This window comes from Streptomyces sp. SCSIO 30461, from assembly GCF_037023745.1.
GTDB lineage: Bacteria > Actinomycetota > Actinomycetes > Streptomycetales > Streptomycetaceae > Streptomyces.
This window is the reverse complement of the sequence record NZ_CP146101.1, coordinates 6025794-6045297: the sequence shown is the minus strand read 5'-3', so window position 1 is coordinate 6045297 and position 19504 is coordinate 6025794. Positions and strand designations below refer to the sequence as shown.

The 19504-nt window shown below is 68.1% G+C and carries 16 protein-coding genes; 11 read left to right on the top strand and 5 right to left on the bottom strand.

Going from position 1 to position 19504, the window contains the following annotated elements; translation table 11 throughout:
* Nucleotides 1–15 precede the first annotated feature (15 nt).
* Nucleotides 16–3165 (top strand): efflux RND transporter permease subunit, encoded by a 3150-nt coding sequence (locus V1460_RS27100; RefSeq protein WP_338676236.1) that lies wholly within the window; start codon nucleotides 16–18, stop codon nucleotides 3163–3165.
* A 360-nt stretch (nucleotides 3166–3525) separates the two neighbouring features.
* Here the strand turns inward: V1460_RS27100 and nadA are convergent, their stop codons facing one another.
* Nucleotides 3526–4749 (bottom strand): quinolinate synthase NadA, encoded by a 1224-nt coding sequence (nadA, locus tag V1460_RS27095; protein ID WP_407077534.1) that lies wholly within the window; start codon nucleotides 4747–4749, stop codon nucleotides 3526–3528.
* A 291-nt stretch (nucleotides 4750–5040) separates the two neighbouring features.
* Between nadA and erpA the strand changes: the two genes are divergently transcribed.
* Nucleotides 5041–5397 (top strand): iron-sulfur cluster insertion protein ErpA, encoded by a 357-nt coding sequence (gene erpA / locus V1460_RS27090; protein ID WP_338676234.1) that lies wholly within the window; start codon nucleotides 5041–5043, stop codon nucleotides 5395–5397.
* A 63-nt stretch (nucleotides 5398–5460) separates the two neighbouring features.
* On the opposite strand, the gene V1460_RS27085 is transcribed toward erpA, so the two are convergent.
* The gene (locus tag V1460_RS27085; protein WP_338676233.1) at nucleotides 5461–6969 is read right to left on the bottom strand and encodes a hypothetical protein; all 1509 of its coding nucleotides are present in this window, start codon (nucleotides 6967–6969) and stop codon (nucleotides 5461–5463) included.
* Between the two features lie 140 nt (nucleotides 6970–7109).
* Complete coding sequence (locus V1460_RS27080; RefSeq protein ID WP_338676232.1) at nucleotides 7110–7316, bottom strand: hypothetical protein; 207 nt, start codon at nucleotides 7314–7316, stop codon at nucleotides 7110–7112.
* 132 nt (nucleotides 7317–7448) lie between these two features.
* Here V1460_RS27080 and V1460_RS27075 point away from each other — a divergent pair, with 132 nt between their 5' ends.
* Nucleotides 7449–8423 (top strand): carbohydrate kinase family protein, encoded by a 975-nt coding sequence (locus tag V1460_RS27075; protein WP_338676231.1) that lies wholly within the window; start codon nucleotides 7449–7451, stop codon nucleotides 8421–8423.
* 54 nt (nucleotides 8424–8477) lie between these two features.
* Here V1460_RS27075 and V1460_RS27070 read toward each other — a convergent pair whose 3' ends face one another.
* Nucleotides 8478–9872: an aminotransferase class V-fold PLP-dependent enzyme gene (locus tag V1460_RS27070; RefSeq protein ID WP_338676230.1), complete on the bottom strand. Its 1395-nt coding sequence runs from the start codon at nucleotides 9870–9872 to the stop codon at nucleotides 8478–8480.
* A 271-nt stretch (nucleotides 9873–10143) separates the two neighbouring features.
* On the opposite strand from V1460_RS27070, the gene coxB reads away from it, so the two are divergent.
* The 4 genes from coxB to V1460_RS27050 all read left to right on the top strand — a co-directional run bounded on the left by coxB (nucleotide 10144) and on the right by V1460_RS27050 (nucleotide 14654).
* Nucleotides 10144–11148 carry a cytochrome c oxidase subunit II gene (coxB, locus tag V1460_RS27065; RefSeq protein WP_407077533.1) on the top strand — a complete coding sequence of 335 codons (1005 nt, stop codon included), beginning with the start codon at nucleotides 10144–10146 and terminating at the stop codon, nucleotides 11146–11148.
* Nucleotides 11145–12884 (top strand): cytochrome c oxidase subunit I, encoded by a 1740-nt coding sequence (gene ctaD / locus V1460_RS27060; protein WP_338676229.1) that lies wholly within the window; start codon nucleotides 11145–11147, stop codon nucleotides 12882–12884. The genes coxB and ctaD overlap by 4 nt, the downstream gene beginning before the upstream one ends.
* Complete coding sequence (locus V1460_RS27055) at nucleotides 12881–13279, top strand: cytochrome c oxidase subunit 4 (RefSeq protein WP_338676228.1); 399 nt, start codon at nucleotides 12881–12883, stop codon at nucleotides 13277–13279. The genes ctaD and V1460_RS27055 overlap by 4 nt, the downstream gene beginning before the upstream one ends.
* Before the next feature lie 121 nt (nucleotides 13280–13400).
* Nucleotides 13401–14654 (top strand): Ig-like domain-containing protein, encoded by a 1254-nt coding sequence (locus tag V1460_RS27050; RefSeq protein WP_338676227.1) that lies wholly within the window; start codon nucleotides 13401–13403, stop codon nucleotides 14652–14654.
* A gap of 45 nt (nucleotides 14655–14699) precedes the next feature.
* Here the strand turns inward: V1460_RS27050 and V1460_RS27045 are convergent, their stop codons facing one another.
* A complete protein-coding gene (locus tag V1460_RS27045; RefSeq protein ID WP_338676226.1) occupies nucleotides 14700–15101 on the bottom strand; it encodes a hypothetical protein in 402 nt (133 codons plus the stop codon).
* 180 nt (nucleotides 15102–15281) lie between these two features.
* On the opposite strand from V1460_RS27045, the gene V1460_RS27040 reads away from it, so the two are divergent.
* The 4 genes from V1460_RS27040 (at nucleotide 15282) to V1460_RS27025 (ending at nucleotide 19448) form a co-directional block, all read left to right on the top strand.
* Nucleotides 15282–15902, top strand: a complete 621-nt coding sequence (locus V1460_RS27040; protein ID WP_338676225.1) for a heme-copper oxidase subunit III — start codon at nucleotides 15282–15284, stop codon at nucleotides 15900–15902.
* A gap of 65 nt (nucleotides 15903–15967) precedes the next feature.
* Entirely contained in the window at nucleotides 15968–16777 is an 810-nt protein-coding gene (locus V1460_RS27035) for a c-type cytochrome (protein ID WP_338676224.1), read from the top strand.
* The gene (locus tag V1460_RS27030; protein WP_338676223.1) at nucleotides 16774–17826 is read left to right on the top strand and encodes a Rieske 2Fe-2S domain-containing protein; all 1053 of its coding nucleotides are present in this window, start codon (nucleotides 16774–16776) and stop codon (nucleotides 17824–17826) included. The genes V1460_RS27035 and V1460_RS27030 overlap by 4 nt, the downstream gene beginning before the upstream one ends.
* Nucleotides 17823–19448: a cytochrome bc complex cytochrome b subunit gene (locus V1460_RS27025; protein WP_338676222.1), complete on the top strand. Its 1626-nt coding sequence runs from the start codon at nucleotides 17823–17825 to the stop codon at nucleotides 19446–19448. Before V1460_RS27030 ends, V1460_RS27025 begins: the two co-directional genes overlap by 4 nt.
* Nucleotides 19449–19504: the final 56 nt, after the last annotated feature.

Here is a 19504-nt window from a genome sequence, read left to right as displayed (position 1 = left end):
CAGAAGAGAGACCCCATGTCCTGGCTGTCAAGATTCAGCCTCGCGCAAAGGGCCCTGATAGGGCTGATGTCGATCGTCGCGATCATCTTCGGAGCGATCGCCATCCCCCAGCTCAAGCAGCAGCTGTTCCCCTCGATCGAACTCCCGATCGTGTCGGTGCTCGCCCCCTATCAGGGCGCGTCTCCCGATGTGGTCGAGAAGCAGGTCGTCGAACCCCTTGAGAACAACATCAAGGCCGTCGACGGCATCAAGGGCGTCACCTCCACGGCGAGCGAGGGCAACGCCGTGATCATGGCCACGTTCGACTACGGGGACGAGGGCACCAAGCAGCTCGTCGCCGATGTCCAGCAGGCCGTCAACCGCGCCCGCGCCGTCCTCCCCGAGGGCGTCGACCCGGAGGTGGTCGCCGGCTCCACCGACGACATACCGACCGTGGTGCTCGCCGTCAGCTCGAACAAGGACCAGCAGGCACTGGCCGACCAGCTCGACCGGACCGTCGTCCCCGTGCTCGCGGACATCGAGGGCGTCAGGCAGGTCACCGTGGACGGGGTCCAGGACCTCCAGGTGTCCGTCACCCCCGACGAGAAGAAGCTGGCCGCGGCGGGACTGAACACGCAGGCGCTCGCCGAGGCCCTCAAGGCCGGCGGCGGGACGATGCCCGCCGGCTCGCTCTCCGAGGCGGGCAGCAGCCGCACGATCCAGGTGGGCGGCGGCTTCACCTCGCTGAAGCAGATCGAGGACCTGCGGATCGCGCCGGCGGCCGGCCCGGGTGCCGGAGCCGAGGACGTCAAGCCGGTACGCCTGGGCGACATCGCCACGGTGAAGCAGGAGGAGTCGCAGCGCGTCTCCATCACCCGTACCAACGGCAAACCCAGCCTCGCCGTACTCGCCACCATGGACAAGGACGGCAGCGCCGTCCGTATCTCCGAAGCGGTCCAGGACAAGCTGCCCGAGCTCCGCAAGGACCTCGGCTCCGGTGCCGAGTTGTCGGTCGTCTCGGACCAGGGACCGGCCGTGTCCAAGTCGATCTCGGGTCTGACCACCGAGGGCGCGCTCGGCCTGCTGTTCGCGGTCGTGATCATCCTGGTCTTCCTCGGCTCGCTGCGCTCCACGCTCGTCACCGCGGTCTCCATCCCGCTGTCCGTCGTCCTCGCGCTGATCGTGCTGTGGACCCGCGACCTGTCGCTGAACGTGCTCACCCTGGGCGCGCTGACGATCGCCGTCGGACGGGTGGTCGACGACTCGATCGTGGTCCTGGAGAACATCAAGCGGCACCTCGGCTACGGCGAGAGCCGTGAGGCGGCGATCATCACCGCCGTACGCGAGGTCTCCGGCGCCGTCACCTCGTCCACGCTGACCACCGTCGCCGTCTTCCTGCCGATCGGACTCGTAGGCGGCATGGTCGGCGAGCTCTTCGGCTCGTTCTCGCTGACGGTCACCGCGGCGCTGCTCGCCTCGCTGCTGGTGTCCCTGACGGTCGTCCCCGTGCTGTCGTACTGGTTCCTGCGCGCCCCGAAGGCCGTGCGCGGGCTCGACCCGGACGAGGCACGCCGCAAGGCGGAGGAGAAGGAAGCCCGCAGTCTGCTCCAGCGCGGCTACCTCCCGGTGCTGAGGTTCGCGACCCGCCGCCGCGTCACCAGCGTGGTGCTCGCCGTCGCCGTGCTGCTCGGCACGTTCGGCATGGCCGGTCTTCTGAAGACGAACTTCTTCGACCAGGGCGAGCAGGAGGTCATGTCGATCAAGCAGAAGCTGGAGCCCGACACCAGCCTGGAAGCGGCCGACGCGTCAGCCAGGAAGGTCGAGAAGGTCCTCGACGGAATCAGCGAGGTCAAGGACTACCAGGTCACCGTGGGCTCGTCCGGCTTCATGGCGGCCTTCGGCGGCGGCACCGGTGCCAACCAGGCCTCGTACCAGGTCACGCTCAAGGACTCCTCCGCCTACGAGAAGGTCCGCGACCGCGTCAACGAGGAGCTGGACAAGCTCGACGGCATCGGCGACACGACCATCGCGGCCGGTGACGGGTTCAACAACCAGGATTTGAAGGTCGTGGTGAAGGCCGCCGACCCGCAGGTGCTGCGCAAGGCGTCCGAGCAGGTCCGTGCCGAGGTCGCCAAGCTGGACGACGTCACCGATGTGCAGAGCGACCTGTCGCAGTCCGTGCCGCGGATCTCGGTCAAGGGCACCGCGAAGGCGGCGGCGGCCGGCTTCAACGACACCACCCTCGGGTTCGCCGTGGCCCAGGCGGTGCGCGGCACCCCGGCGGCGAAGGCGGTCCTGAACGACAGCGAGCGGGATGTCGTCGTCACCTCCGTCAAGCCGGCCACGACCATGGCGGAGCTCAAGAAGCTGCCGCTCGGCCCGGTGAAGCTCGGCGACATCGCCGAGGTCGAGTTGGTGCCGGGACCGGTCTCGATGACCCGGATCGACGGGGCCCGCGCGGCGACGATCACGGCGAAGCCGACCGACGACAACACGGGCGCGGTCAGCTACGCGCTCGACGCGAAGATCAAGGGCCTGGATCTGCCCGAAGGCGCGACCGCCTCCATCGGCGGTGTCTCCGAGGACCAGTCCGAGGCCAACGCCCAGCTGGGCCTGGCGATGCTGGCGGCGATCGCGATCGTCTTCATGCTGCTGGTCGCCACCTTCAGGTCGCTGGTCCAGCCGCTGATCCTGCTGGTGTCCGTCCCGTTCGCGGCGACCGGCGCGATCGGTCTGCTGGTGGCCACCGGAACGCCCATGGGCGTTCCGGCGATGATCGGCATGCTGATGCTGATCGGCATCGTGGTGACCAACGCGATCGTGCTGATCGACCTGATCAACCAGTACAGGGCCCAGGGTTTGGGCGTGATCGAGGCCGTGATCGAGGGCGGGCGGCACCGTCTGCGCCCGATCCTGATGACCGCCCTGGCGACGATCTTCGCACTGCTGCCGATGGCGCTGGGCGTCACCGGCGAGGGCGGCTTCATCGCGCAGCCGCTGGCGGTGGTCGTGATCGGCGGTCTGGTGACCTCCACGCTGCTGACGCTGCTGCTGGTGCCGACGCTGTACGCGATGGTGGAGCTCCGCAAGGAGCGCCGCCGCGCGAAGAGGTCCCTCAAGTCCGGTGGCTCCGAGGCCTCCGGGGCTCCCGAGCCCACGGAGTCTGCGGCCCCTGCGGGCGTCTGACCACCGCCTGTGCCTCACAGCGCGGCGCCCCCGGTATCTCTCGGTACCGGGGGCGCCGCGCTTCCGGGGCAGGAGCGCACGCCCCGGCCCCGTCCCGCGCCCGAGCGGCGCGGGACGGGGACAGGGGGCAGGGCTGACCGTGACCAGGGACGCGGCGGTTTCCCACGACAGCGCCCCAGGCTTGGACACCGGGTGGTCGAGCAGCGCGTACTCGCCGTAGCTGCCACCCGCGGTGGCCGGCACCGGGCGTTGCAGGGCCGACCGAAGCGCTCGGTCGCGGTCCTCCGTGACGCCCGTCGCCCCGCACACGGCTCTTCATCGTGTGCGGGGCGACGGCGGACCGGCGGGGGCAGCGCCCCGTTACGGCAGGGCCAGCATGCGCTCCAGGGCGAGCTTCGCGAAGCTCTCGGTCTCGGGGTCGACCTGGATGCGGTTCACCAGGTTCCCTTCCGCGAGGGACTCCAACGCCCACACCAGGTGCGGCAGGTCGATGCGGTTCATCGTGGAGCAGAAGCACACCGTCTTGTCGAGGAAGACGATCTCCTTGTCCTCGCTGGCGAAACGGTTCGCCAGTCGCCGCACCAGGTTCAGCTCGGTACCGATCGCCCACCTGGAGCCGGCCGGGGCCGCCTCCAGGGCCTTGATGATGTACTCCGTGGAGCCCACGTAGTCCGCCGCCGCGACGACCTCGTGCTTGCACTCGGGGTGGACCAGCACGTTCACGCCCGGGATGCGCTCGCGGACGTCGTTCACGGAGTCCAGCGAGAAGCGGCCGTGCACCGAGCAGTGGCCGCGCCACAGGATCATCTTCGCGGTGCGCAACTGCTCGGCCGTCAGCCCGCCGTTCGGCTTGTGCGGGTTGTAGACGACGCAGTCGTCGAGGGTCATCCCCATGTCGCGCACCGCGGTGTTCCGTCCGAGGTGCTGGTCGGGCAGGAAGAGCACCTTCTCGCCCTGCTCGAAAGCCCAGTCGAGCGCGCGCTTGGCGTTGGACGAGGTGCAGATGGTGCCGCCGTGCTTGCCCGTGAAGGCCTTGATGTCGGCGGAGGAGTTCATGTACGAGACCGGTACGGTCACATCGGTGATGCCCGCTTCGGCGAGTACGTCCCAGCACTCGGCGACCTGTTCGGCCGTGGCCATGTCCGCCATCGAGCAGCCTGCCGCGAGGTCCGGAAGCACGACCTTCTGGTCGTCGGTGGTCAGGATGTCCGCGGACTCCGCCATGAAGTGCACACCGCAGAAGACGATGTACTCCGCCTCGGGGCGCGCCGCCGCTTCACGGGCGAGCTTGAAGGAGTCGCCGGTGACATCCGCGAACTGGATGACCTCGTCGCGCTGGTAGTGGTGACCGAGCACGAAGACCTTGTCCCCGAGCTTCTCCTTCGCCGCACGGGCCCGCGCCACCAGGTCCGGGTCGGAAGGGGACGGGAGGTCCCCGGGGCACTCGACGCCCCGCTCGCTCCTGGGGTCGGCCTCACGGCCGAGCAGCAGCAGGGCGAGCGGTGTCGGCTGGACGTCCAGGGAGGAGTCCCTTCCTGCGCTCGGTTCGGTGAGGGCGGTGTGGGCGGTGGTCACGGCACGCACCCTTTCTTCTCTGCGGTCAGCCCGGCGATGTCGAGTCCGGTTCAGGGACCGAGGCTGCGCCGCCGGGATCTTTTCGTCTATTTGACGCTATCTATCATAACCGCTTCACGTCACTTTGACGATGGCGATAGCGTCGATGTGACGCAATTCCCGATCAACAGGTCGCTGCCCATACCGGAGCGCGTATGCGAGCATGAAGAGGAAAGACCAGGGCCGGCCCGGAATGAATCGGGGGCCCGGCCGGTTGCCAACGTCGGCAAGCAGTCTCCGTACAACCCGGGAGAGAAGCAGATGTCCGTATCGGACGAGACCACCACCGTGAGCGACGGCATCCTCCTGTCCGACGCCGCCGCGGCCAAGGTCAAGGCCCTGCTGGACCAGGAGGGCCGGGACGACTTGGCGCTGCGCGTCGCCGTTCAGCCCGGCGGCTGCTCCGGCCTGCGGTACCAGCTCTTCTTCGACGAGCGCACCCTCGACGGTGACGTCGTGAAGGACTTCGACGGTGTGAAGGTCGTCACGGACCGCATGAGCGCTCCGTACCTGGGCGGCGCCTCGATCGACTTCGTGGACACCATCGAGAAGCAGGGCTTCACGATCGACAACCCGAACGCGACGGGCTCCTGCGCCTGCGGAGACTCGTTCAGCTAGGCACGCCGAAAGGGCGGCGGTCCCGGGAATCCCGGGACCGCCGCCCTTTCGCGCGTCGGGGGCCTACCTCAAGGGCACCGCCTGACCCGTGGGTTCCACGACCTTCCGGTCGCCCAGCGGCTTGTCCAGCGTGACCTCGGTGGTCAGCTCCTTGGCGATCAGGATGCAGACCTTCCCCGGATCCTTGCGGGTCTCGGTGATGTGCACCTTCACTTCCGAGGCGCTCTCCTCGGCCTTTCCGCTGTATTCGCTGCACACCCCGCCCCAGAACCGCAGTGTGAGGGTGCGGCCGTCGTCCGAGACGGCGTACGACTCGACCTTGCGCGTGTGGGTCTCCGGCTGCGGGGAGGGATCGGTGGGCTTGGACGGCGAAGCGCTCGATCCGGGCTGCCTCAGATACTTCGGGTCCACCGCCGGGTGCGTGATCGTGAACGACTCGGCGTCGCCGTCAGGGTCCACCTCGAACAGCCACGACGGTACGAGCGCGGGCCTGCCGTCCACGGAGTGCACCGCGAGCCCGAAGACCGCCTTGCTGATCATCACCGGCTCCGCCGAGCCGGCATCGGAGCCGGAGCCGGAGCCGGAGCCGGGATGGGGCTCGCACGGCGCGATCCGCTGGTCAGGGGCAGCGTCCGGATTCGCGGCCGGTACCGGCGTCGCGCAGCCCCCGATCTTCCCCGGGCCGCCGCTCCGGGAAGCCTGGTTCATCCGCTCCAGGGTCTTGTCCGCGCTGAGCACCGGGTAGTCGGCCCCCTTCACGGGTTTGGCCAGCTGCCCGCTGCCACCGACCACCTGGCCGTCGGCCCCGACCTGGATCCCGGTCAGCCAGCCGTACGTCGGCAACCCTCCGATCACCGGATCCGCGTTCACCACCCGCGTCGCGCCCATGGTCTGGGAGGCGTCAAGCCGCGCGCCGCTCTGGCCCACAGCGGTGAGTACGGGGGCGGCCGCCTTCTTGGCGGCCTCCTCGCTCACCGCCGCCTTGCCGGCGTCCCCGCTCGTCCCCGGGGTCCCGCCGTTCGGGCAGGGCTTGCCCTTGAGGCAGTTGTCGCCCTTGGGGGCGGCTCCGTACCGGGCGAACGTCCAGGTGCCGGGAGCCTGCCTGCGGACCTGCAGGACCGGCCCGCTGGAGTCCTTCTCCGCGGCGATCCGCCATACGTCGCCAACCGACCTCGGGGTGCCCTCCACTCCGAGGGCCGCGGCCAGCCGGGTGACATCGGCGGCGGCCACGTCGCCCTGCGCGCGGTACACGGGCGCGCGCTCGGGGCCGTCCGGCAGTTCGCCACTCGCCCGGTACCGGGCGCCGTTCGGGTCGGGCTCGCCCGGGGCGATCCCCGGCCCCGGGCCGGCCTCGGACGGCCCGTCCAGCGACAACGGCGGTGGCTCGCCGTCGGACGCCGGGGTGGCGGCCGAGCCGCCCGAGCCGTCGGCCGCAGTGGTCGCCCAGTAGGCACCGCCACCGCCCACGAGCAGCACTGCCGCCGCTGCCACCGAGGTGACGACCAGCTGGGAACGCCGCCGGGCCGATCCGTCGGCGTCGGTGGTCTTGGTGGGCCGCTCCTTGCTGTTCACCGCATCGCTCCTTCAGTACCCGTCACACGTGTCCGTCTCAGGGGACACCCCTGTGACGGTACGAGGGGGCGTGCGGTTCCCGTACGCGCCGTGCCAGGACGCGGGAACATTTGTTCAGCGGCAGACCTCGACGGCGGGACCTAGTCCGCGAACGCGGGCATGGAGCTGACCAGCCGTGCCGAAGCGGTGGACACGACCACTCCGCTGATGCGCGAGTGCGGCACCGGGGCGGAGGTCGAGGAGGGTGCGACGATCCAGTGCGGGGCCATCCGGGCGCTTCGGCCACGGAGCTCGGCGAGGCTGATCTCGGTGTCCTGTGCGTGGTGCGAGGCGAAGGTTTTGGGCATGCGGGCACGTTAAGCACGTCGGGTTGACGGAAAAAAGACCTACTATCGGGTAGTTTTCGTACTGCAGGGCGGTGCCCGAAAACGGGTAGCGTTAACTGTCAACGCCCGTCTCCCCTCCAGGAGCGCCTCGCCGTGCGAATCGCAGTCACCGGCTCCATCGCCACCGACCACCTCATGACCTTTCCCGGTCGCTTCGCCGACCAGCTGGTAGCGGACCAGCTGCACACGGTCTCCCTCTCCTTCCTGGTCGACAACCTCGATGTGCGCAGGGGAGGGGTCGGCGCCAACATCTGCTTCGGGATGGGGCAGCTCGGCACCCGCCCGATCCTGGTCGGTGCCGCCGGATCCGACTTCGACGAGTACCGCGCATGGCTGGACCGGCACGGCGTGGACACCGAGTCGGTGCGGATCTCCGAGGTCCTGCACACCGCACGCTTCGTCTGCACCACCGACGCCGACCACAACCAGATCGGCTCCTTCTACACCGGCGCGATGAGCGAGGCCCGCCAGATCGAGCTCAAGTCGGTCGCCGACCGCGTCGGCGGCCTGGACCTGGTGCTGATCGGCGCCGACGACCCGGAGGCCATGCTGCGGCACACCGAGGAGTGCCGCTCCCGCGCAATCCCGTTCGCGTCGGACTTCTCCCAGCAGATCGCCCGGATGAGCGGTGACGAGATCCGGATACTGCTGGACGGGGCGACCTACCTGTTCTCCAACGAGTACGAGAAGGGGCTCATCGAGTCCAAGACCGGTTGGACGGACGAGGAGATCCTGTCCCGTGTCGGACACCGGGTCACCACCCTCGGCTCGCGCGGTGTGCGTATCGAGCGGGCCGGCGAGCCGGTCATCGAGGTCGGCTGCCCGGAGGAGGAGTCCAAGGTCGACCCGACCGGTGTGGGCGACGCCTTCCGTGCCGGGTTCCTCTCCGGTCTGTCCTGGGGCGTCGACCTGGAGCGCGCCGCCCAGGTCGGGTGCATGCTCGCCACCCTCGTCATCGAGACCCTGGGCACCCAGGAGTACACCCTGCGCCGTGCCCACTTCATGGAGCGCTTCACCAAGGCCTACGGTCACGACGCGGGCTCCGAGGTCCAGGCCTTCCTGTCGTAGCGGTACCGGGCCGGCCCCTGTCCTGATACGAGTGAGCCGGGCGTTCTGATGAAGTCAGCGCGCCCGGCGCACCACATAAGCGGTGCCGCCCTCCACCGGGCGCTCGCCCGCGTACTCCTGCTCCCTCATCTCGCACCAGGCCGGGATGTCCAGGCGTGCCGCCTCGTCGTCGGAGAGCACGGTGACGGTGCCGCCCACCGGGACGTCCCCGATGACCTTGGCCAGTTCGATCACGGGGATCGGGCAGCGCTTGCCGAGCGCGTCCACGAGCAGCGTCCCGGTGTCGGTGCCCGCATCCGCGTCGGCACGGGCATCCGCAGCCGACCCGGGAGACACGGGGGCGCCGAGGCGTCCGCGTACCCCGGCGACGACCCCCGGCAGCACATCCAGGAAGCGGTCCACATCCGCCTCAGCCGTGCCGAGCGGCAGCGACACCCGCACATTGCCCTCGGTCAGCACTCCCATCGCCCGCAGCACATGGCTCGGGGTGAGCGTCGAACTCGTGCACGACGAACCGGACGACACGGAGAAGCCCGCCCGGTCCAACTCGTGCAGCACGGCCTCCCCGTCGGCGTAGAGACAGGAGAAGGTGACCAGATGCGGCAGCCGCCGGACCGGATCGCCGACCACCTCGGCGTCCGGGACCAGCTCCGGGACCCTGGCCCGGATCCGGTCCACCAGGGCGCGCAGCCGCGCCGACTCGGCCGCGGCCTCGTCCCGTACGGCGCGCAGTGACGCCGCGGCGGCCACGATGGCCGGGATGTTCTCGAAGCCGGGGGCTCGTCCTGACTCCCTCTCGTCCGCCGGGTCCTGCGAGGCGAAACGGACGCCCTTGCGCACCACGAGCAGCCCTACCCCTGCCGGTCCGCCCCATTTGTGCGCGCTCCCGGTCAGCAGGGACCAGTCCCCTTCGACCCGGCCCCAGGCCAGCGACTGCGCCGCGTCGACGAGCAGCGGTACCCCCGCCTCCCGGCACATTCCGGCGACCTCGGCGACCGGTTGCACCGTGCCCACCTCGTGGTTGGCCGACTGGAGGGCGGCCACCGCGGTGTCCGGGCGCAGCGCCGCGCCGAAGTCTCCGGGCGACACCGCACCGGAGCGGCCCACCGGTACCTCGGTGGCGTCGAAGCCCTTGGCGGCGTGCAGCACGGACGAGTGCTCCACCGCCGACACCGCCAGATGCCGCCCGGTGCGCCGGCGTCCCGCCATCGCCCCGGCAAGTCCCGTATGGATGGCACGAGTACCCGAACTGGTGAAAACCAGTTCGTCCGGGCGGCATCCCACGGCGTCTGCCGCCGCCTCCCTCGCGGCGTCGAGCAGCAGTCGTGCACGCCGGCCTTCGCGGTAGAGACGGGCGGGGTCGGCCCAGCCCTCGTCGAGTGCGGCCTGGAGGGCCTGCCGGGCCACGGGGTGCAGGGGAGCGGACGATGCGCTGTCGAAATAGGGCACGCGGCCACGCTAACGCTCCCTCCCGAAGAGAGCGTCAGAAGGCTCTGCGGCGCCGTTGATACGGGGGCGGGGGAGGGGCCGCGGAAGGCCTCAGTCCACCCCTTCGGGTCGTCGGACGGCGCGTTGGGCACCCTCCCCGCGCGACCCCAAATAGCGTCCAGTAGGGTTTGGTCCGCATAAACATCAAACCCCTGCCCGCGTCAGGGCCGGCGACCGACCAGCGAGACGGCCGCAGCCGGCCGCGCGGGCGAGACTCTCGGGAAGGCGCTACGTGAGTCCCAACGGCTCCGACCTCCCCCACGCCCCGGGGGGCGCGGGCGGTACCCCCACGCCGCGGCGCCCGTTGCGGCGGAAGCTGCCGCAGGTGCTGACTGCGGGCCTGATCCTGGCGACAGCCACCGGTTGCTCGTACAACTGGGAAGACTTCCCTCGCCTCGGCATGCCCACACCGGTCACGGAGGAAGCTCCGCGGATCCTCTCCCTCTGGCAGGGCTCGTGGGCGGCAGCGCTCGCCGTGGGCGTGCTGGTGTGGGGTCTGATCCTGTGGAGCGTCTTCTTCCACCGACGCAGCCGCACCAAGATCGAGGTGCCGCCGCAGACCCGGTACAACATGCCCATCGAGGCGCTGTACACCGTGGTCCCCCTCATCATCGTCTCGGTGCTCTTCTACTTCACCGCGCGCGATGAGTCGAAGCTCCTCGCTCTCTCCGACAAGCCGGCCCACACCATCAACGTGGTCGGCTACCAGTGGAGCTGGGGCTTCAACTACCTGGAGGACGTGGACGGGAACCCGGCCACCGGCGACGCGGCCGCCCAGAAGGAACTGAACGCGATTCCGGACAAGTACACCAACGACTTCCCCAAGGGAGCCGAGGGTGTCTACGAGGCCGGTATCCCCGGCGACCGGAACCCGCAGACCGGCAACCCGGGCCCCACGCTCGTGTTGCCCAAGGGCGAGAAGGTCCGCTTCATCCTGACCTCGCGTGACGTGATCCACTCCTTCTGGGTGGTTCCCTTCCTGTTCAAGCAGGACGTCATTCCCGGTCACACCAACGTGTTCGAGGTGACCCCCACCCAGGAGGGCACCTTCATGGGCAAGTGTGCCGAGCTCTGCGGTGTGGACCACTCCCGGATGCTCTTCAACGTGAAGGTCGTCTCCCCGGAGCGGTACCAGGAGTACCTCAAGGAGCTGGCCGACAAGGGGCAGAATGGCTTCGTCCCGTCGGGCATTGAGCAGTCGACCCCGGCCCTGAATGCGGAGAAGAACCAACTGTGAGCATCTCCAACGAACCCCAGGGTGTCGCCGGGGCCGACTCGCACGGTGACGCGTACGAGAACGAGCTCCCGGTCCGGCGCCGGCAGCCCGGCAACGTGGTGGTGAAGTGGCTTACCACCACCGACCACAAGACCATCGGCACGCTGTACCTGGTCACGTCGTTCGTCTTCTTCTGCATCGGCGGTGTGATGGCGCTCTTCATGCGCGCCGAGCTCGCCCGCCCGGGCACGCAGATCATGTCGAACGAGCAGTTCAACCAGGCGTTCACGATGCACGGCACGATCATGCTGCTGATGTTCGCGACGCCGCTGTTCGCCGGCTTCGCGAACTGGATCATGCCGCTTCAGATCGGCGCGCCCGACGTGGCGTTCCCGCGGCTGAACATGTTCGCCTACTGGCTGTACCTCTTCGGCTCGCTCATCGCGGTGGCCGGCTTCCTCACCCCGCAGGGTGCGGCCGACTTCGGCTGGTTCGCCTATTCCCCTCTGTCGGACGCGGTCCGCTCGCCGGGTGTCGGCGCCGACATGTGGATCATGGGCCTGGCCTTCTCCGGCTTCGGCACGATCCTCGGCTCGGTCAACTTCATCACCACGATCATCTGCATGCGCGCACCCGGAATGACGATGTTCCGTATGCCGATCTTCGTCTGGAACGTGCTGCTGACCGGTGTGCTGGTCCTGCTCGCCTTCCCGGTGCTGGCCGCCGCGCTGTTCGCCCTGGAGGCGGACCGCAAGTTCGGTGCCCACATCTTCGACGCGGCCAACGGCGGCGCCCTGCTCTGGCAGCACCTCTTCTGGTTCTTCGGACACCCTGAGGTGTACATCATCGCCCTGCCGTTCTTCGGTATCGTCTCGGAGATCATCCCGGTCTTCAGCCGCAAGCCGATGTTCGGCTACATCGGCCTGGTGGCCGCCACGATCGCGATCGCCGGTCTGTCCGTGACGGTGTGGGCCCACCACATGTACGTCACCGGCGGTGTGCTGCTGCCGTTCTTCTCCTTCATGACCTTCCTGATCGCGGTACCGACCGGTGTGAAGTTCTTCAACTGGATCGGCACCATGTGGAAGGGCTCGCTGTCCTTCGAGACACCCATGCTCTGGACGATCGGCTTCCTGATCACCTTCACCTTCGGTGGTCTGACCGGTGTCATCCTGGCCTCGCCCCCGATGGACTTCCACGTCTCCGACTCGTACTTCGTCGTCGCGCACTTCCACTACGTCGTCTTCGGCACCGTGGTGTTCGCGATGTTCGCCGGATTCCACTTCTGGTGGCCGAAGTTCACCGGCAAGATGCTCGACGAGCGCCTCGGCAAGATCACCTTCTGGACCCTGTTCATCGGCTTCCACGGCACGTTCCTGGTCCAGCACTGGCTGGGCGCCGAGGGCATGCCACGCCGTTACGCGGACTACCTGGCCGCCGACGGCTTCACCCTGCTGAACACCATCTCGACCATCGCGTCGTTCCTGCTCGGCCTGTCGATCCTGCCGTTCATCTACAACGTCTGGAAGACCGCCAAGTACGGCGAGAAGATCGAGGTGGACGACCCGTGGGGCTACGGCCGTTCGCTCGAGTGGGCGACGTCCTGCCCGCCGCCGCGGCACAACTTCCTCACCCTGCCGAGGATCCGCTCCGAATCCCCGGCGTTCGATCTGCACCACCCGGAGATCGCGGCGCTCGACCAGCTCGAGCACGCCGGCCTCGGTGCCATTGCCGCTGACAAGGAGGCCGGCAAGTGAAGATCCAGGGCAAGATGTTCATCTGGCTGAGCGTCTTCATCCTCGCCATGGCCATCCTCTATGGCGTGTGGTCGAAGGAGCCGGCCGGTACGACGGCGCTCTTCCTGGCCTTCGGCCTGAGCATCATGATCGGCTACTACCTGGCTTTCACGGCCAGGCGAGTGGACGCCATGGCTCAGGACGACAAGGAGGCCGATGTCGCGGACGAGGCCGGTGAGGTCGGCTTCTTCTCGCCGCACAGCTGGCAGCCGCTGTCGCTGGCCATCGGCGGTGCCCTGGCCTTCCTCGCGGTCGCGATCGGCTGGTGGCTGCTGTACTTCTCGGCGCCGCTGATCCTGGTCGGCGTCTGGGGCTGGGTCTTCGAGTACTACCGCGGAGAGAGCCAGAACCAGTAGCTCCCCGAGCTGCTCCGCATCACGCAGGGGCCCGGACACTCGCCCAATCGGGTGAGGTCCGGGCCCCTCGTTTGCAGTCATCCGGCGCGCCGCGCCGGGGCTTTGTCCATAGCGTGTGCTCATGAACGACATATCGCCTGTGCGCAATGTCACCGGATGTACGGTGCTGCTCCTGTCTCTGGGTGCCGGAATCGCCGCGTGCAGCGGCTCCGAAAGCCACCCGCTGGCGGCACGGCCCTATGACGCGGCCCGGCAGGTCGCCCTCAGCGCGCCCTCCGGCAGCACCAAGGCGGATCCGGAGAAGCCACTGGAGGTCACCGCGAAGAGCGGTGACGCCCGGATCACCGATGTCACCGCCGTCGACACGGCCGGGCGCTACCTCGCAGGCGTGCTGGCTGCCGACGGCAGCAGATGGCGCTCCACGGGCCCGCTGGCGGCCGGCACGCGCTACACCGTCAGAGTGGCGACGGAGGACGCCGCAGGCGCTCCGGGGCTCCGTACCCAGACGTTCGAGACGGCGGCGGCCACGAACCGGCTGAAGGTCACCCTGGGCCCCAAGGCGGGCACCTACGGGGTCGGCCAGCCCGTCACCGTGGAGCTCAGCGCACCCGTGAAGGACAAGGCGGCGAGGAGCGCCATAGAGCGCGCCCTCACGGTGCGTTCCACGCCCGCAGTCGAAGGCGCCTGGCACTGGGTGGACGACAAGCAGCTGCACTACCGCCCAAAGGAGTACTGGCCCGCCGGCGCCACGGTCGTCGTGCAGAGCAACCTCGATGGCGTCAAGGTCGGCAAGAAGCTCTACGGCGGCGCCACCAAGCCGCTGACGCTGACCATAGGTGACCGAATAGAGGCGATAACCGACGCCGCCACGCACCAGATGACAGTGCTGCGCAACGGAAAAGTGATCAACACCATTCCGGTGACCACCGGCAAGCCCGGTTTCTCCACCCGCAACGGGGTCAAGGTCGTGCTCGGCAAGGAGTACTACGTCCGGATGCGGGGCACGAGCATCGGCATCCCCGAGGGCACATCCGACTCCTACGATCTGGATGTCTACTACGCCACTCGGTTGACCTGGAGCGGGGAGTACGTCCACGCGGCCCCCTGGTCGGTCGGCTCCCAGGGGTACGCCAACGTCAGCCACGGCTGCACCGGGATGTCCAGTGCCAACGCCCAGTGGTTCTTCAACACCGTGCGCGAAGGGGACATCGTGAAGGTCGTCAACAGCCTGGGCCACACGATGGAGACGTTCGGCAACGGCTTCGGGGACTGGAACCTGCCCTGGGACAAGTGGCGGGTCGGCAGCGCCGTCCTGAACGGCACCAGGGACGGTGCCGGACCCGCGGTCACCGCGCGGCTCGCGCCCCTGGTGTGAGCCTTGCCCCACCACCTGCCGGTCCCTCGGGGGCCTCGGGACCCCTCAGTGGTTGGCGGCGAGCCGGGTGCGCAGCAGTGCCGCCAGGGACTCGCTGAACTCCACCGGATCCACCGGAAGAGTGACCGCCGCGTCCGCGCGGCTCCAGGTGGCCAGCCAGGCGTCCTGCGGGCGCCCCATGAGGACCAGCACCGGCGGGCAGCGGAAGATCTCGTCCTTGATCTGCCGGCAGACCCCCATGCCGCCCGCGGGGGCGGCCTCGCCGTCCAGCACGCAGATGTCGACGCCGCCCTTCTCCAGCTCGGACAGCACGGCGGGCAGCGTGGCGCACTCGATGTACCCGACCGGGGGAACATCGGGGGCCGGACGGCGGCCTGCGGCGAGTCGCACCTGTTCGCGCGTGATGGCGTTGTCGCTGTACACCAACACCGTTGCGGTCGCCTGCATGGTTCCTCCGCTTCGTCGGGGAGATCGTCCGGCCGTGCACCGATGCGCGGATGCTACCCCCGTACGGACCCCATCGGCACCGCGAATGACAGGCTTTCGCTGGGCCGTTCGGGCTGGACAAGCGGTACTGACACACCGAACGGCACCCCCGGAGTGAGGGCTGGATAAGCGACCGACATAATGTCGGTCGTGGCGACAGCAACGACAGTAGAAACCGGGCACGCGCACCCGTCGGTCAATCGGCCGAACCTCACCAGCGTCGGAACCATCATCTGGCTGAGTTCCGAGCTGATGTTCTTCGCGGCCCTCTTCGCGATGTACTTCACCCTGCGATCGGTGATGGGTGCCGAGTACTGGGCAGAGCAGGCTTCGGCCCTCAACTTCCCCTTCTCGGTCACCAACACCACGATCCTGGTGCTCTCCTCCCTCACCTGCCAGCTCGGCGTGTTCGCCGCCGAGCGCGGTGACGTGAAGAAGCTCCGCACGTGGTTCGTGATCACGTTCGTGATGGGTGCGATCTTCATCGGCGGCCAGGTGTTCGAGTACACCGAGCTGGTCAAGCACGAGGGCCTCTCGCTCTCGTCCGACCCGTACGGCTCGGTCTTCTACCTCACCACCGGCTTCCACGGTCTGCATGTGACGGGCGGTCTGATCGCCTTCCTGCTGGTACTCGGCAGGACGTACGCGGCCCGGAGATTCACCCACGAGCAGGCAACCGCCGCCATCGTCGTGTCCTACTACTGGCACTTCGTCGATGTCGTCTGGATCGGCCTCTTCGCCACGATCTACATGATCAAGTAGCCGGGTCCGTACCCGCACCCATTCCAGAAGCATCGACGCAGAAGATCCTGACACCGGGGTAATCCGTGAAAAAGCTCTCCGTACGACGACGCCATCCGCTGGCGGCGGTCGTCGTCCTACTCCTCGCGCTGGCGGCCACTGGGGGGCTGTACGCCGCGTTCGCCCCGACGGACAAGGCGCAGGCTGACGAAACCGCCCAGTCCCTCGACATCGAGGAGGGGAAGAAGCTCTACGAAGTCGGCTGCGCCAGCTGCCACGGAGGCGGCGGTCAGGGCACCTCTGATGGCCCCTCCCTGGTCGGCGTGGGCGCCGCCGCAGTGGACTTCCAGGTCGGCACCGGCCGTATGCCCGCGCAGCAGCCGGGTGCCCAGGTGCCGCGGAAGAAGGCCATCTACAACGACGCCGAGATCAAGGCGCTCGCCGCGTACGTCGCCTCACTCGGCGCAGGTCCGGCCATTCCGACCGAGAGTCAGTACAGCCCCCAGGGCGCGGACATCGCCCGTGGTGGCGACCTGTTCCGCAACAACTGCGCCCAGTGCCACAACTTCACCGGCGAGGGCGGCGCGCTGACCTACGGCAAGTACGCGCCCAACCTCGAAGGCGTGAGCGAGAAGCACATCTACGAGGCCATGCAGACCGGCCCGCAGAACATGCCCTCCTTCGGTGACGGCATCATGCCGGACCAGGAGAAGAAGGACATCATCGCGTACATCAAGACCGTCAACAGTGGTGAGACGGAGGACCCGGGCGGCCTGAGCCTGGGCAGCCTCGGCCCCGTCACCGAGGGTCTGTTCGCCTGGATCTTCGGTCTGGGCTCCCTGATCGCAGTCGCCATCTGGGTCGCGGCCCACACCGCTAAGGCCAAGAAGTCATGAGTAGCCAAGACATTCCAGAAGAGTCCCTGCCCACAGAGCAGGGCCACGAGCGCGGTGCCGTAGCCACCAGGGAGGATCCGTTCGCGGACCCCGGGCTGCCGGCGCACAAGCCGCGCATCCAGGACATCGACGAGCGGGCCGCCCGGCGGTCCGAGCGCACTGTCGCCCTGCTGTTCACCGTCTCGATGCTGGCCACCGTCGCCTTCATCGCGTCGTACGTGATCTTCCCGGTCGACAAGATCGTCTACATCTGGCCCATCGGCCACATCAGTGCGCTGAACTTCGCGCTCGGCACCTCCCTCGGTATCGCGCTGTTCTGCATCGGCGCGGGCGCGGTCCACTGGGCCCGCACGCTGATGTCGGACGTGGAGGTCCCCGACGAGCGTCACGCGGTCGCCGCTGAGCCCGAGGTCAGAGCCAAGGTCATGGCCGACTTCAAGGCGGGCGCCGAGGAGTCCGGCTTCGGCCGGCGCAAGCTGATCCGGAACACGATGTTCGGCGCCATGGCCATGGTGCCCCTCTCCGGCGTGATGCTGCTGCGCGACCTGGGCCCGTTGCCCGAGATCAAGCTGCGCAAGACGCTGTGGGCCAAGGGCAAGCTGCTCATCAACATGAACACCAATGAGCCGCTGCGTCCCGAGGACATCGCCGTCGGCTCGCTGAGCTTCGCCAAGCCCGAGGGGCTTGAGGAGCACGACCACGGCTTCCAGACCGAGATCGCCAAGGCGGCCCTGATGCTCATCCGCATCCAGCCGGAGGAGATCAAGGACAAGAAGGAACTCGACTGGTCGGTCGGCGGCATCGTGGCCTACTCGAAGATCTGCACCCACGTCGGATGCCCGATCTCCCTGTACGAGCAGCAGACGCACCACGTCCTGTGCCCGTGCCACCAGTCCACCTTCGACCTCTCCGACGGCGCCCGCGTCATCTTCGGCCCAGCCGGACACCCGCTTCCGCAGCTGCAGATCGGCGTGAATGACGAGGGCTACCTCGAGGCGCTCGGCGACTTCGAAGTACCCGTCGGCCCTGCCTTCTGGGAGCGCGGATGAGCACCAACGACGAGAACAGGCGCGAGGCCTCCAAGGGCGAGCGGATCGCCGACTGGGCGGACGGCCGGCTCGGGATCTACTCCCTGGCCAAGGCCAACATGCGCAAGATCTTCCCGGACCACTGGTCCTTCATGCTGGGTGAGGTCGCGCTCTACAGCTTCATCATCATCATCCTCACGGGTGTGTATCTGACGCTGTTCTTCCACCCGTCGATGAACGAGGTGGAGTACCACGGCCCGTACGAGCCGATGCAGGGCATCCTGATGTCCGAGGCGTACGCCTCCACCCTGAACATCAGCTTCGAGGTCCGCGGCGGTCTGCTCATCCGGCAGATCCACCACTGGGCGGCGCTGATCTTCCTCGCGGCGATGTTCGTGCACATGATGCGCGTCTTCTTCACGGGCGCGTTCCGCAAGCCGCGTGAGATCAACTGGCTGTTCGGCTTCCTGCTGTTCGTCCTCGGCATGTTCACCGGTTTCACCGGCTACTCGCTCCCGGACGACCTGCTCTCCGGCACCGGTGTGCGCTTCACCCAGGGCGCGATCCTGTCCGTGCCGGTGGTCGGCACGTACATCTCGATGTTCCTGTTCGGCGGGGAGTTCCCCGGTGAAGACTTCGTCGCCAGGTTCTACTCGATCCACATCCTGCTGCTGCCGGGCATCATGCTCGGCCTGCTGGTGGCGCACCTGATCCTGGTCTTCTACCACAAGCACACGCAGTTCGCGGGCCCCGGACGGACGAACAAGAACGTCGTCGGTATGCCGCTGCTGCCGGTCTACATGGCCAAGGCCGGAGGTTTCTTCTTCCTGGTCTTCGGTGTGATCGCGGTGATCTCCGCGATCGCCCAGATCAACCCGATCTGGGCCATGGGTCCGTACCGCCCCGACCATGTGTCCACCGGCGCCCAGCCCGACTGGTACATGGGCTTCGCCGAGGGTCTGATCCGCTTCATGCCGGGCTGGGAGATCAACCTCTGGGGCCACACGCTGGTCCTGGGCGTCTTCATCCCGCTGCTCCTGTTCCCGCTGGTGCTCGGTCTGATCGCGGTCTACCCGTTCATCGAGGCCTGGGTCACCGGGGACAAGCGCGAGCACCACATCGCGGACCGGCCGCGCAACGCGCCGACCCGCACCGCCTTCGGTGTCGCCTGGATCACGGCGTACATGGTCATGCTGGTCGGTGGTGGAAACGACCTCTGGGCGACCCACTTCCACCTGTCGATCAACGCGATCACCTGGTTCGTCCGGATCTTCTTCGTCGCCGGACCGGTCATCGCCTTCATCGTCACCAAGCGGATCTGCCTCGGCCTGCAGCGCCGGGACAAGGACAAGGTGCTGCACGGACGCGAGTCCGGCATCATCAAGCGCCTGCCGCACGGTGAGTTCGTGGAGATCCACGAGCCGCTGTCGCAGGGCGACCGCTACAAGCTCACGGCCCACGAGCAGTACGAGCCCGTCGAGATCGGCCCGAAGGTCGACGAGAACGGTGTCGAGCGCAAGATCACGCGGTCCGAGAAGCTCCGCGCGAAGCTGAGCAAGGGCTACTTCGGCGAGGGGAACCAGATCCCCAAGGCAACCGCCGAGGAGTACCAGGAGATCACCAGCGGCCACGGCCACCACTGATCCCCGATGAGCACGACCCGCTGATCCGATGATCGCCACGGCAGGAGCCCCGTCCA